A 13975-nucleotide genomic window follows, 5' to 3' on the forward strand; every position below is an offset into this window, starting at 1 on the left:
TTGCAAATTCGAGGGAATTTGATTTTATAGCATAAAAAACCTGGTAAAATTTATCAATTTGTATAGAATTACTCAGTTTTCAATGCAGATAACTATTTTAAGTCTATACTCACTAGCAAAGATTAAAGTGTTTTTATATTTTGGGGTTAATGCAATGGTTTTTGCACAAAGGTGAGATGTGGGGTTAATCAGCTTTGGAAGATAAAGCTACACAATTAAGGAGTAACTAACAAATGTTAATTTTAACAAGAAAAATAGGCGAGACGGTCATGATTGGGGACGAGGTGACGGTGACTGTTCTTGGTATAAAAGGCAATCAGGTTCGTTTGGGCATCAATGCACCTAAAGATGTCTCTGTTCATAGAGAAGAAATTTTTGTTCGTATAAAAGGAGAACATTCTTTTGGAGACTCAGAAAACTGAGTTTTAGCTTATGAAAAATATCTAAATTAAGCGCTTGACATCAAAGGGTCAAGCCGCTAAATTGTTGCAGTACCGCGGAGAGATGGCCGAGAGGCTGAAGGCGCTCCCCTGCTAAGGGAGTATGGGGACCAAAAACTCCATCGGGGGTTCGAATCCCCCTCTCTCCGCCATATTAAATTTTTTAAATATCTTTCAATTCCTTTCCTTTTAAATTAAAGCGATACAGTAACAAAATAACAGAAAAATTCAAATCCCTATACCGTTAAAATACCGTAGAATGTTTTATGCCCTATTACACACTATAGAACACTAAATGACCCTTGGCTTTCAGAGTATGTATACCTTTCCAGTTGAAAGTTCATGTTTTCATGGCACCAAACAGTGTTTCAATCTCCAAACGTCTGCGGTATTGATTAATTGGTGCTTTGCTAGAGCTGTTAGAAACTAATGATAAGTAACCTCTCCAGGGGCTAATTTACGTGCACAAACATGTGCCTTACAGTCAGGATAAATAATCCTAAAACAATGTACGATGGGCATTCTAAAGTGTGACAAATATCGCTAAAACATTGTTTCAGTAGCTCTTAAAGTTCCTTTGTGTATTTCATGTTCATTTTCATTTAAGTTTTAGCGAAACAAAAATGATATGAACGTGCCTTAAAATAAAGACTTTTAGCAACTATTGTCTTGTAGTGTAAATAAAAACGTACCAGTATTTGTTCTTTCCTCTTAAATACGGTATATTGCCACACAGTAAATAAGTTGATATTTAAGTCTAAAAAATCATGGTTCCTGTTATTGCAATTGTTGGACGCCCAAACGTCGGGAAGTCTACACTTTTTAACGCCTTAACGCACACTCGCGATGCCCTTGTTTATGACATGCCAGGGGTAACTCGTGACCGCCAATATGGTCAAGCAGTGTTTGATGATCATCCTTATATTGTAATCGACACAGGTGGTCTTTCGGATAATGATAGTGGCGTTGATGGCTCTATGGCTGAACAATCTATACGAGCAATAGAAGAAGCCGATCTTGTGTATTTTATTGTGGATGCGCAAGCAGGTTTAACAGCAGGTGACTTATATATCGCTAAACTGTTGCGTACGCGTGGAAAACCAAGTGTGTTGGTAGTTAACAAAACAGATGGTTTGCAAGAAGAGGTTGCAGCAAGCGAGTTTTACAGTCTTGGCTTTGAGCAACTTTTTACAATTGCCGCAAGTCATCGCCGAGGAGTCTCTCAACTTCTCACCGAAACACTGCTACCACTATGCCAAACTACTTTAAACGACTCAACCCATGCCGAAGGTGAAGCCAACAAGCGTGGCATCCGTTTTGCTTTGATTGGACGCCCAAACGTTGGCAAATCTACTCTAACAAATAGAATGTTAGGCGAGGATCGAGTAATTGTTTATGACATGCCAGGAACCACTATCGATAGTGTTTACATCCCTTTCTCTCGTCATGACGAAGACTATACCATTATTGACACAGCGGGTATTCGTCGCAAGGGAAGAGTACATAAAACGTTAGAGAAATTCTCCGTAGTCAAAACCTTACAAGCAATTAAAGATTCAAACGTTATTATTCTTCTTATTGATGCCAAAGAAGGATTAACTGATCAGGACATGCACTTGATGGGTTTTACATTAAATGCTGGAAGAGCTATGGTCATTGCAGTCAATAAATGGGACGGGATGAGTCAAATCGAGAAGGATAGTCTCAAAGAAGAAATCAATCGTCGTTTGATTTTTCTCAAAGACTATGTAGATATTCATTTCATTTCTGCTTTGCATGGGACAAACGTTGGACATTTATTTACTTCTCTTAAAAATGCTTATAAAAGTGCTACCAAGAAAATCTCCACACCAGAGCTAACCCAAGTACTTAAGCTTGCCACTCAAGATCATGTGCCACCAATATCAGGGAAGTCTCGCATTAAACTCAAATATGCACACATGGGTGGGCACAACCCCCCGGTTATTGTTATTCATGGGAATCAAGTTGATCATCTACCCAATTCATACAAACGTTATTTAGAAAAGTTTTTCCGCGAGGCATGTTCACTTGTTGGCACACCAATTACATTTGAGTTTAAGCAGTCTGAAAATCCTTTTGAACCGACTAAGCACATAAAATTAACACCACTTCAGCGCTATAAAGAAAAGCAAAGCTATAAAAAGAAAGCACAAGGAAAGCGTGCTAACAAAACCAGTAAAACTCAACCAAGAAAGTAAGATTCATGCAACTAAAAGTTAGTAAAAGGCATAATTTAAATAATGATGTGACCATTCAGTTAAATGGTGCTAAAAATGCTTTACTGCATCTATTGTTTGCAAGCCTTTTGCCAAATGCTAAAACAGTTTTTAATAATGTCCCAACCAGTCTAAATGACTATCTTGCAGTTTGTGATATTTTAAAGGTTATTGGTGCTAAAGTTTACGAACAAAGTAATACTTCAGTGGAAATTACTCCACCAGAAAAGCTCAGTGAAATTAAGGTTTCTACGGATTACACCAGACGTACTAGAACTTCACTGATGTTGTTAGGTGCTCTTGCCAAAAAAGTAAGTAAGCTCATTATCGGTTACCCTGGTGGATGCTCATTTAGCGATCAGCGTCCATTTGACATTCACTTACAAGGTTTTGAAGCATTAGGTGCAAAAGTCTATCATGACGAGTACCATATTGCGATTGAGTATGACACAGACAAAAACACTGAATATAAACTTCGTTACCCATCAGTTGGAGCAAGCATAAACCTTATGTTATATGCAGCAATAGGGAGTGCTGAAGTTATTTTACACAATATTGCTTTAGAGCCAGAAGTCATTGAAGTAGCAAGTTTTATAAACCAATGTGGTGGCTGGGTTAGAATTGATCACAATACAAGATCAATGCATATCAAGGGCGTTGTAGAATTAATTGGTGTTAATTTTCGCATTATGTATGATCGCATCCAAACCATGACCTATGCAGCTTTGGCTTATTTACATGAGGTTGACGTTTGTATTGAAGGCATTGATACCAAAGAATATATTGATAAGCCACTTAGAATCTTAAATGAAATGGGAGCGCATTGGCGTTTTGACCCTGCCAAACAACAGATTTACTTTTGTGGGAAAATTAGTAAACTCAAGCCTATTAAAGTTACTGCCATGCCTTATCCTGAATTCCCAACAGATATGCAGCCAATCTTCTCAGTCATGTGCATTAAAGCCAATGGCCCATCCGAAATCACTGATACTGTATATCCGGAGCGCGTTAAGTACGTACAAGAATTAGAGCGACTTGGTTTTCCCATTAGCTGTTACAACAACACTATTCAAATTAATCCCAACAAAAGCTATCGATTGCATGCTACAACCATGAAGAGTTATGATCTTAGAGCTGGTATGGCAGTGATCATGGCTGCATCTCTTCTAGATCAAGTGTGTACTATTACGTCAGCCCAACAAGTTTTCAGGGGATATCAAAACTTATTGGAAAACATGACCAACTTCATGCACATTAGCATCGATGATAACTAAGCTAAGGACATCATGATTTCGTTGAAGCCATACAATACTTATCATATTGATTCTCGTGCTAAATATGTCTATTTCCCAAATACTATTGATGAGATTATTCAAATTTATCAACAACACTTAAAGGTAATTGTTCTTGGCAATGGTAGCAACGTTATTCTTAGCCAATCCAATTACTTTGATATTGCTTTTATTATCTTGCAAAACAATTTCAATGGCATTAAAACAACAAGTGATGGGATTTATGCCAAAGCAGGCAATTTACTCAAAGAGTTATCAATATATGCTTACGAACATAACTTAGGCGGGATGGAAACTTTCTTTGACATACCTGCAAGTGTGGGTGGGGCTATGATTATGAATACTGGCGCCTATGGTGATGAAATATATGATCATCTGGTTTACGTTGACGTTTTGGATATTAGCACAACACAAATAAAACGCTATTACAAGCCTGATATTCATTATGGCTATCGTTTTTCTATGTTTAGATCTTTAAATGTCGTGATTTTGGGTGCATGTTTTAAACTACTTACCAAAGATTCTTCTGCAATCAAAGCTAAAATGGATGATATTCTTAAGCAGCGTCAAGCGAAACTGCCAATAGAACCTAGTGCTGGTAGTGTTTTTAAGCGCCCACCATATCACATTACGGTTGGTGAAATGGTCGAAAAAATTGGCTTAAAAGGCTACCAAATCGGTGGTGCACAGATTTCCAATAAGCACGGCGGTGTGATTATTAATGTAGGAGAAGCGACTGGTATGGACATCCTCAAACTTATTAATGCAATTAAATATGCCGTTTCTACACACTACAATATTAAATTAGAACTAGAGCAAGTTGTGATTTAGACATAAAACCTCATTACAATAAATTATAACTAAATTTTGCTCTCTTATATCGAACTGTCGCTATTCTACACAAAATGTCAACAGTTGGCATGTTAAATGACAGGTAACAACGGTAAAAACAATGCTTAAAAATAAGCAACATTTTGTCCTTTTTCAATTTCTCACCTTTAAATTTAGATAGAATACAATAATAATTCTGCATGAAAATTCAAAATAATTATTTGAAATAAATAAAGGTTAATCATATGAATGATATTAAAAAAATACAAGATGAAATCAATCAAGTAGTGCACTTTCACCATAAAAAGACATACAGCAAGGATGAGGTCATCACCGGTAGTGCCTTGGTGCAGTTTAATACTTTGTGTGATAATTTAATCAAAGCAGAAAATGACTTAGAGAAAATTAAAGCGTTATACAAGGAATATTATAATAAAACAAAAGGTACCTCATCCTTTTTGACTGTGAATCCCGAATCAGAAATTAGTAAGGCTATTTTAAAAATTACGGTTGATATTGCCGACAAATTTAAGGTTTCGCCTTTATCGTTACTTTTGCCTAATACGCAAATACACTTTGTTTCTGACGATCTGTATAATATAGAGGATAAAAAGAATTGGGATGAATATGTTTCTTATAAAGGATATAAAAATTCTTTACAAACACTTATCGCATTTTATCAACAGCATTTTTATGGTGCGGACAATTTAGTAGACGTTGACAACATAATAAGTTTCCCTATTAAGAATTTGAAACAAGTATATGAGTATAAAGAAACCTATGATCCGAAAAGGATTACAGTTAATTCAGATTTTCTTGAGCGTATTTTGAACTCGAACTCTTTAATCAGAGAAGCGTATAATTTAGAAAACGAGATAAAAGAAGTAGAGGAAAGTGGGCATTCTTTAAAAGCAGAGCTTATTAAACTTGCAAATGCTTTATTTGATAATGGTGTAAATGGTAGATATGGTTCAGAAGGGTATGCAGGAGTTGGTGCATCGATTGCAATTGGCGAATTTAGAGGAAAGTGGGAGAGTTATTATAAGGACGATTTTTTAAATTTAATAAGCATTGGAACTGGTGAAAATAGGCAGGCGATGGAAAAACTTGTAACGCAAATACGCCAACTTGATGATGGTAGTTGTGTTGATTTAAAATCAAAAGCGCTCAAGGCAGTTATTAAAGAATTAGAATCTATTTTAGATAAAGAGTTTATAGAAACAAAAGATTCTAAAAGGAATGAGGAGACGTTAAAAAAAATTAATAATCGATATAAAGAAATAACAGCGGAAATAGGAAAACTACAAAATGAAGGAAAAATAAAAACAATAGACGCCCTTCCCTTGGATCTTACATGCTTTTTCCAAAATGGAAAATTAATAATGAAGTCTGTTTATGACAATGCGGAAAGTATTAATATTTCTGACTTAGAAACTATATTGCAGCAAGTTTCTGATATATCTGTTGATGAAATGAATCAAGAAGATATATTTGGCAATATATTGTTGTACCCAAAACATTTTTTAGCTATTTGGAATAGGTTGAGTGATGAGTCGAAACAGGCAATCCAGAAGCATATAAAAGAAGATGAAAATATATATAAAGCGATTGCTAATCAAATAAACGATCCACATACCACTGATGACCTAAAAGAAAGATTATTAAATATAACTATAAACGTTCTTACTAAAGATGGAGATAGTTTTTACAAGATTTATAGCAATTTAGATGGTAGTAATAAAAACAATTATTTCGAAGCTGTCAAGACCAAACTACCTTCCATAACTAATACTGGAGATGACTTTAAAAATATTTATAAACTTTTAGATACTTTCTTTTGGAAATCAGAACGAAACAGCTATTTTGAGGCTGTTAAGACCAAACTACCTTCCATAACTAATACTGGAGATGACTTTAAAAATATTTATGATCTTTTAGATACTTTCTTTTGGAAATCAGAGCGAAACAGCTATTTTGAGGCTGCTAAGACCAAACTACCCTCCATAACTAATACTGGGGATGACTTTAAAAAAATTTATGATCTTTTAGATACTTTCTTCTCGAAATCAGAGCTGATTAGTTATTTTCAAACTACTAAATGTAGGTTACTTTCTATAACCAATACTGGAGACGACTTTAAAAAAATTTATAATACCTTATCTGAGGGTATAGATTTATCTAATATCTTTAATGGTCAGCTGCCTACCAGTGATAGAAATCGTTATTTTAATGCTGTTAACAATAACTTAGCATCTATAACTAATACAAGAAATGACTTTGAGGATATTTATAAACTTTTAGATAGCTTTCTTTTCCATAGCTATAGAAACAACTATGTCGATGCCATTAAAGATAAACTGCCATCGCTAACTAAGACAAGGTTTGACTTTTGCCGCTTTTATGAAACATTGGATATTAGGTATAGGAACAACTATGTCAACGCTATTAAAGATAAATTGCCATCGCTAACTAAGACCAGGATCGACTGTTATAACATTTATAGTACTTTAGAGGCTGAGTATAGGAAAGAGTATCTTCGCACCTTAACCTTAACTACACTGAAAGATAGTAATTGGTTTGAAAGTGTTCTACAGGATATAGAGTTGCTAGATAAGAAAACAGCTTTATTGGAGTCTTTGTGTAATAAGTCGTCTCAAAATGTGAAGAAAGTATTTGGCTATGGTGGTACAAATATTCAGTTTAATGGTCAGGTTTATAAAGTTACAGATGAAGTTGCAGAAACATTAAATCAAGATTTTTTAAACCTTGTTAAAAACAAAGACGTCAGTTATGAGGCATTTCAGGGTTGTCTAAGGGTTCGTTTAAAGGAGTGCGCAAGCAATCAATGTACACTTAAGTCATACGTTTTGAGATCCTCGGCAGATGAAATGCTGTATCAGGCTCTTGAAAGAGACGAAAATCAACATAATCCAATGAATAGCTATCTTCGTGTAAGCTAAGAGAATTAGTTTGCGTTTGGGTTCCGTGAACCAATTTTTTTACCGTAACTATATCAAACTTCCAGCAATTTCGTACCCTGCTCCAGGAAAATAAAGCTTAAGGTGATCTAGAAAACATTATCGTAGTGTGGTAGACATTATTACTCAAACCTATCAGGAATTTATAATCAAGGAAAAAATTATGAAACTGTATTTAGTTCAGTTAGGTTTTTATGATGACAGATATAGTGTATAAAATTCATATTAATAAATTTGACAATAATATTAGTCAATATTATTGTTGCCCTCCAATAGAGTTAAATCAGAAGGTTCAAAAAAATGCCTATTAGGCATAGTTTTTTTTATCTTCCAACATTTAATGGCGGTTGCTTTACTCCTATCAGGATATGCATTAAAAAAATCACGAATATAAGTCATGTATTTAAACTGAGGAGAAATGTTTTCATTTTTCATATTTACCAATTGATGATACATAGCAATCGCTTCTTTATAGGTTTTAATCCCCTTATTTTCTTTCATCCAAGCATTAAAACGAATATTGTATTTAAAAGCTGGAATATATTTTGCAAAAAAACCTCTTTCCCGGAAACCTATTTTAAAATTAGGAGAAATGATTGCTTCTAATTTTAAAGGAAAATCACCGGCTATTTTATTTGTCTTTCGTCTTATATCTAGTACCTTCCCTGTTTGTGCAAAATGTTTTAAAACATATTCTAATTCAAGTTTGGAAAGATTCGTATAAGGAATATTTGCCTGCTTACAAAATTCAATCAATTCCACTTTATGATAATAAATTCCTTCTTGAAACATTTTATTCCTTCCAATTACCACATTCTACTTGTATTTCCATTCTAATTTATACAATTTTAATTTTCAAGGAAAAAGCTCTGAAGGAAAAAGCTCTGTTTGATAGGCATTAGCAATCATGTCGAAGCCATAACGAAAATAGCTAAACTCTTTTTACACTATCTTGGCGTCTTTGTATTCACCAACTTTATGAACCGACACAACGCCGACAGTAAGCAGTGCCATTAACTTTGAAATCTTATTGAAGTCGTTCAAATGCGTATCTTCAAAATTAAAACCTCTGCCTTTAAGTGCCTGAAAAAGATTCTCGATTTTTCAGTGCATTTAGAGTTACTTTTATACGGTAGCATTTCCCAAAACAGTGGGATAGCCAAGGCAAGAAAAACTATCTATTTCTCAAAAAGTGAACTAATGCATAATACTGTAATTGGTCTTTATCTCAACCGAATTGAATGGGGTCGGACATATAAAATGATAAAGTAAAACACTACCTAGATTTCTTTTTCAGATGATTGTTATGCACATACAGTATTATTGGATTTGAGAAGAAGGTTTCATTACTTTGCGTTTTGCCAAAAATAGTGATCTTGTTTTTGCCTGGGTATTCTGGTCGTGGTATGTTCCATGTGTTGTTTTGATAGATTGCATAAAATTGGTTGTCATTAATGGTGACATAAACTTGATCGTTTTTAGATAAAGTTGGAGTGGTAGTTAAAGGGATAATGGGATTAAAGTTATGAATGTGAGCATTATCTTCTGGGGATATGACAGTAATGTTGATGGTTTTAAGGCTTTCATGATCTTCTTGTTTTGGTTTATCTATTAATATAGAGCTTGTCCTAAGCTCAATATCATTCATTTTATTTTTATTGTCACCTTTGCTACTGTTTTTTGAGGGCTTTTGGGGAGAGATAATGTTTAAATCATCAGTAAAAACCGTATGGTGTGGTTGGTCTTCAGTAGGCGGGGAGTTTGAGAAAACAACATTGCCACCGCTGTCGTGCCATTGATAGATTTCACCATGACTTAAAATGCTGAAAAAAAGCAAAAATAGCATAAAAAAATACTGGTAAAATCTGTGTTTCTTCGTATATACTTGCACCCGTCTTAACTGCTTAAGTTATTCAAATCCGGTGCATACAATTATAGGAAAAAAAATCGATGAAAAAAAGTTGATTTTTAAAAACTAAACCCCTATGATTGGTCCCAGCACGCTGGAGGGGTTCCCGAGCGGCCAAAGGGATCAGACTGTAAATCTGACGGCTCAGCCTTCGCAGGTTCGAATCCTGCCCCCTCCACCACGAATTTCTTCCCATTTGCGGGTGTAGTTCAATGGTAGAACTTCGGCCTTCCAAGCCGATAGTGTGGGTTCGATTCCCATCACCCGCTCCAAAGGGATTTGTAAGGTGTATAGTTAATTAAATTAAAAAATATTGAAGCTCGCATAGCTCAGTCGGTAGAGCACTCCCTTGGTAAGGGAGAGGTCACCAGTTCAAGTCTGGTTGTGAGCACCATGTTGGGTTTGTTAATAAAACGTTGGAGTAAATAATGGCTAAAGAAAAATTTGAACGTAAAAAGCCGCACTTGAATGTTGGTACAATTGGTCATGTTGATCATGGTAAAACAACATTGACCGCTGCGATCACAAAAGTGCTTGCAGATGCTTATGGTGGTCAAGCTAAAGCATTTGATGAAATCGATAATGCTCCAGAAGAAAAAGCACGTGGTATTACTATTTCAACTTCTCACGTTGAATACGAAACACCAAACCGTCACTATGCACACGTAGACTGTCCAGGTCACGCAGACTATGTTAAAAACATGATCACTGGTGCCGCTCAGATGGACGGTGCAATTTTAGTATGTTCAGCTGCTGATGGTCCAATGCCACAAACACGTGAGCACATTTTGTTATCACGCCAAGTAGGTGTGCCATACATCGTTGTATTTTTGAATAAGTGCGATATGGTCGATGACGAAGAATTGCTTGAGCTAGTTGAGATGGAAGTGCGTGAGCTTTTAGATCAATATGAATTTCCAGGTGATGCGACGCCAATCATTAAAGGTTCTGCAACGGGTGCTTTGGCTGGTGAGAAGAAGTGGGTTGATGCTATTCTTGAGTTAGGCAAAACACTTGATGAATACATTCCTGAGCCTCAACGTGAAACAGATAAGCCATTCTTGTTACCGATTGAAGATGTGTTCTCGATTTCTGGTCGTGGTACCGTGGTGACTGGTCGTGTTGAGCGCGGTATTGTTAAGGTTGGTGATGCGGTAGAAATCGTTGGTATTAAGTCAACTCAAACTACTACTGTAACTGGTGTTGAAATGTTCCGTAAGCTTCTTGATGAAGGTAAAGCGGGTGAAAACGTTGGTATCTTGATTCGTGGGATCAAGCGTGAAGAAGTTGAGCGTGGTCAAGTTTTATGTAAACCAGGTTCAATTACACCGCATACTAAATTTGAAGCTGAAGTGTATGTTCTATCTAAGGAAGAAGGTGGGCGTCATACGCCATTCTTCAAGGGTTATAGACCACAGTTCTATTTCCGTACAACTGATGTAACGGGTTCTTGTGAATTGCCAGAAGGAGTTGAGATGGTCATGCCTGGTGATAACATCAAGATGACTGTTACGTTGATCAATTCTATCGCGATGGAAGAAGGCTTGCGCTTTGCTATCCGTGAAGGTGGTCGTACAGTAGGTGCGGGTGTTGTGGCTAAAATTCTTGCCTAATATCAACACTTCAAAGGTCTTGTAGGTCAGTAGTTCAATTGGTAGAGCAGCGGTCTCCAAAACCGCAAGTTGGGGGTTCGAGTCCCTCCTGGCCTGCCAAATAAATTGACTTGAACGGCGTGTTAATCTGTGTTAAGATTGCACGCCGTTTTTGTTTGTAGTAAAAGATGAGACGATTAAATGAAGGATCCCGTAACGAAAAAAGTGTGGACAACCACGACAAAAAAAGCTGGTTTGCGTGAGATTAGCAGTACTGCAAATAAGTTATTGTGGTTGATAATGATTGTTATTGCCGCAATCATCGTTTTTTCGAGTATGTATTTCTCGCTATTCAAGGATTCATCAGCGTTGATGGCAGTGCTTATTATCGTTGGTATAGTCGTGCTGTTGGTGATTGCTAAGCAGACAAATCAAGGTGCAAAGGGTTGGCAATTTTTGCTTGAAGCACGCTTAGAGATGCGAAAAGTTGTGTGGCCAACGCGTCAAGAGACAATTAACTCGACGTTGGTGGTGCTGGTTATTGTTGCCATTGCTTCCATTATTATTTATTTTGTTGGGTTGCTGTTTATGCGCCTGATCCAAACAGTTTTAAGTTAAGAGGTTATTATGTCTGCTGATGATAAAGATTTTCACAGTGAAAATGCCGAGATGAATAAATCGCAAGCGATTAACGAAACTTCAGCAAAAAATGCTATTGACTCAAAAAAAAGATGGTATGTGATTCAGGCGTATTCAGGATATGAAAAGCGTGTTAAAGCTCAGATTGAAGAACGTATTAAATTGGAAGGTTTAGATCATTTTTTTGGCAAGATATTAGTGCCAACTGAAGAAGTGGTTGAGATGAAAGCTGGCCAAAAGCGCAAAAGTGAGCGTAAGTTTTTCCCAGGTTATGTCTTGATTCAGATGGAAATGAGTGAACAAGCATGGCAGTTGGTGCGTAGAACTCCAAGAGTCAGTGGCTTTATAGGAGGTACAAGTGAGCGTCCAATGCCAATTAGTGATAAAGAAGCAGAAAGAATCTTGGGTTCACTTAAGGTAGGTGCAGATAAGACAGCGCCAAAACCAAGGACAACTTTTCAAGTTGGTCAGGTTGTGCGTGTGCTTGAAGGCCCATTTGCTGATTTTACAGGTGTTGTCGAGGAAATTAATTACGAGAAATCGCGTGTACACGTTGCAGTTTCTATTTTTGGGCGTCCAACGCCTGTTGAGCTTGAGTTTTCTCAAGTAGAGAAAGATGCTTAAACGGTTTGCTGTTTAAGTTTTAGGTGTCTAGCAGTTAGTTAGATGTGAGTAACGGGGAGCTATTAAAAATAGCGTTATACCCAAAAAGGAGTAAATAATGGCTAAGAAAGTGCAGGCTTATATTAAGCTTCAAGTTAAAGCTGGACAGGCAAACCCAAGTCCACCGATTGGACCGGCGTTAGGTCAGCATGGTGTTAACATTATGGAGTTTTGTAAGGCGTTTAATGCGCAAACACAGAAGATGGAGCAAGGTGCGCCAGTGCCTGTTGTTATTACTGTATATAGCGATAGAAGTTTTACATTCACTATGAAAACACCCCCTGCTTCATTCTTGCTGAAGAAAGCAGCAAAAATTAAATCTGGCAGCTCTAAGCCCTCTAAAGAAGTTGTTGGTACAGTGACTCGTGAACAATTAGAAGAAATTGCTAAAACAAAAGAACCCGACTTAACGGCAGCAAATATGGATGCTGCTGTTAGAACGATCGCAGGATCTGCGCGCAGTATGGGGCTTAAAGTTGAGGGGGTTGTGAGTAATGGCTAAGTTATCAAAAAGAATGAAAGGTTTATCTGAAAAAGTAAATAGATTACAGGTTTATCCTGTAACTGAAGCCTTTAAGCTTTTGAAAGACCTTTCAAAAGTTAAATTTAGAGAGTCAATTGATGTTGCTGTTAATTTAGGTGTTGATCCACGTAAATCAGATCAAGTTGTGCGCGGTGCTTCTGTGTTACCAAACGGTACTGGTAAGGTTGTGCGTGTTGCGGTATTTACTCAAGGTGATAACGTAACAAAAGCAACTGAAGTAGGTGCTGATGTTGTTGGCATGGATGATTTGGCAGCTGAAGTTAAAAAAGGCAATATAGATTTTGACGTTGTAATCGCTACCCCTGATGCGATGCGTGTTGTTGGTCAGTTGGGTCAAATCTTGGGACCTAAGGGTTTAATGCCTAACCCTAAGGTTGGCACTGTAACAACTGATGTAGCGCAAGCGGTTAAAGATGCAAAAGCAGGTCAGGTACGTTACCGCGTTGATAAAGCTGGTATTATTCACACCACCATTGGTAAGGCTGACTTTGCACCACAAGCGTTACAGCAAAACTTAGAAACGCTTTTAACTGACTTGAAAAAGCTAAAGCCAGCAAATGCAAAAGGCGTGTACATCAAAAAAGTGACAGTTTCTAGTACAATGGGTCCTGGTCTTATGCTTGACATGAGCACAATTGAGGTTTAAGATAAGCAGCCTTTTTCTCATCAGGCAGAATGTATGCGTGTGCAGAAGCTTTGCTTGAATATTAAGTTTCTTTGGGTCAACTGCTTAATATCTATTGAGTTAGTGATGTCAAAGACCGTAGGTGTAACTGAAAGGTTGCTTAATTTCCTACGCAGACGGTGAATGTGACCTAAAAGAGAAATTTTTATTTGGTTTCAAACATCG

General features: G+C 36.7%; 12 protein-coding genes, 5 tRNA genes and 1 pseudogene. 15 read left to right on the forward strand and 3 right to left on the reverse strand.

All coding sequences use genetic code 11. The annotated features are described in order from the left end of the window. The first annotated feature begins 233 nt into the window (after positions 1-233). The 6 genes from csrA to DNJ77_RS03135 all read left to right on the forward strand — a co-directional run bounded on the left by csrA (position 234) and on the right by DNJ77_RS03135 (position 7760). Positions 234-422, forward strand: a complete 189-nt coding sequence (gene csrA, locus DNJ77_RS03110; RefSeq protein WP_116963549.1) for a carbon storage regulator CsrA — start codon at positions 234-236, stop codon at positions 420-422. Positions 423-498: 76 nt separating this feature from the next. Next, positions 499-592 (forward strand) — tRNA-Ser (locus DNJ77_RS03115). 615 nt (positions 593-1207) lie between these two features. Then, on the forward strand, positions 1208-2659 hold the full coding sequence (gene der / locus DNJ77_RS03120; protein WP_116963550.1) for a ribosome biogenesis GTPase Der: 1452 nt from the start codon (positions 1208-1210) through the stop codon (positions 2657-2659). Positions 2660-2664: 5 nt separating this feature from the next. Next, entirely contained in the window at positions 2665-3951 is a 1287-nt protein-coding gene (locus DNJ77_RS03125) for a UDP-N-acetylglucosamine 1-carboxyvinyltransferase (RefSeq protein ID WP_116963551.1), read from the forward strand. Positions 3952-3963: 12 nt separating this feature from the next. Beyond that, positions 3964-4800, forward strand: a complete 837-nt coding sequence (gene murB / locus DNJ77_RS03130; protein ID WP_116963552.1) for a UDP-N-acetylmuramate dehydrogenase — start codon at positions 3964-3966, stop codon at positions 4798-4800. Between the two features lie 245 nt (positions 4801-5045). Further along, entirely contained in the window at positions 5046-7760 is a 2715-nt protein-coding gene (locus DNJ77_RS03135) for a hypothetical protein (protein WP_116963553.1), read from the forward strand. 264 nt (positions 7761-8024) lie between these two features. Here the strand turns inward: DNJ77_RS03135 and DNJ77_RS03140 are convergent, their stop codons facing one another. From DNJ77_RS03140 to DNJ77_RS03145, 3 genes and pseudogenes are all read right to left on the reverse strand, one after another. Beyond that, entirely contained in the window at positions 8025-8570 is a 546-nt protein-coding gene (locus tag DNJ77_RS03140; RefSeq protein ID WP_116963554.1) for a DUF6434 domain-containing protein, read from the reverse strand. A 168-nt stretch (positions 8571-8738) separates the two neighbouring features. Beyond that, positions 8739-8882, reverse strand: a pseudogene (locus DNJ77_RS10075) (IS4-like element ISLpn9 family transposase); the annotation flags it as partial. A gap of 172 nt (positions 8883-9054) precedes the next feature. Continuing rightward, positions 9055-9624 carry a DUF4124 domain-containing protein gene (locus DNJ77_RS03145; protein ID WP_157966575.1) on the reverse strand — a complete coding sequence of 190 codons (570 nt, stop codon included), beginning with the start codon at positions 9622-9624 and terminating at the stop codon, positions 9055-9057. Positions 9625-9783: 159 nt separating this feature from the next. Between DNJ77_RS03145 and DNJ77_RS03150 the strand changes: the two genes are divergently transcribed. The 9 genes from DNJ77_RS03150 (at position 9784) to rplA (ending at position 13771) form a co-directional block, all read left to right on the forward strand. Then, positions 9784-9868, forward strand: a tRNA-Tyr gene (locus tag DNJ77_RS03150). Positions 9869-9885: 17 nt separating this feature from the next. Beyond that, positions 9886-9959, forward strand: a tRNA-Gly gene (locus DNJ77_RS03155). 46 nt (positions 9960-10005) lie between these two features. Further along, positions 10006-10081 (forward strand) — tRNA-Thr (locus DNJ77_RS03160). A 34-nt stretch (positions 10082-10115) separates the two neighbouring features. After that, complete coding sequence (gene tuf, locus DNJ77_RS03165) at positions 10116-11300, forward strand: elongation factor Tu (protein ID WP_116963556.1); 1185 nt, start codon at positions 10116-10118, stop codon at positions 11298-11300. Positions 11301-11323: 23 nt separating this feature from the next. Then, positions 11324-11399, forward strand: a tRNA-Trp gene (locus tag DNJ77_RS03170). Positions 11400-11480: 81 nt separating this feature from the next. Beyond that, the gene (gene secE / locus DNJ77_RS03175; RefSeq protein ID WP_116963557.1) at positions 11481-11897 is read left to right on the forward strand and encodes a preprotein translocase subunit SecE; all 417 of its coding nucleotides are present in this window, start codon (positions 11481-11483) and stop codon (positions 11895-11897) included. A gap of 51 nt (positions 11898-11948) precedes the next feature. After that, a complete protein-coding gene (nusG, locus tag DNJ77_RS03180; protein WP_116963634.1) occupies positions 11949-12542 on the forward strand; it encodes a transcription termination/antitermination protein NusG in 594 nt (197 codons plus the stop codon). A 97-nt stretch (positions 12543-12639) separates the two neighbouring features. Next, positions 12640-13083: a 50S ribosomal protein L11 gene (gene rplK, locus DNJ77_RS03185; RefSeq protein ID WP_116963558.1), complete on the forward strand. Its 444-nt coding sequence runs from the start codon at positions 12640-12642 to the stop codon at positions 13081-13083. Then, positions 13076-13771, forward strand: a complete 696-nt coding sequence (gene rplA, locus DNJ77_RS03190) for a 50S ribosomal protein L1 (RefSeq protein ID WP_116963559.1) — start codon at positions 13076-13078, stop codon at positions 13769-13771. Before rplK ends, rplA begins: the two co-directional genes overlap by 8 nt. The last annotated feature ends 204 nt before the right edge of the window (positions 13772-13975 follow it).

Source organism: Fastidiosibacter lacustris (assembly GCF_003428155.1).
In the GTDB taxonomy this organism is placed as follows: domain Bacteria; phylum Pseudomonadota; class Gammaproteobacteria; order Francisellales; family Francisellaceae; genus Caedibacter; species Caedibacter lacustris.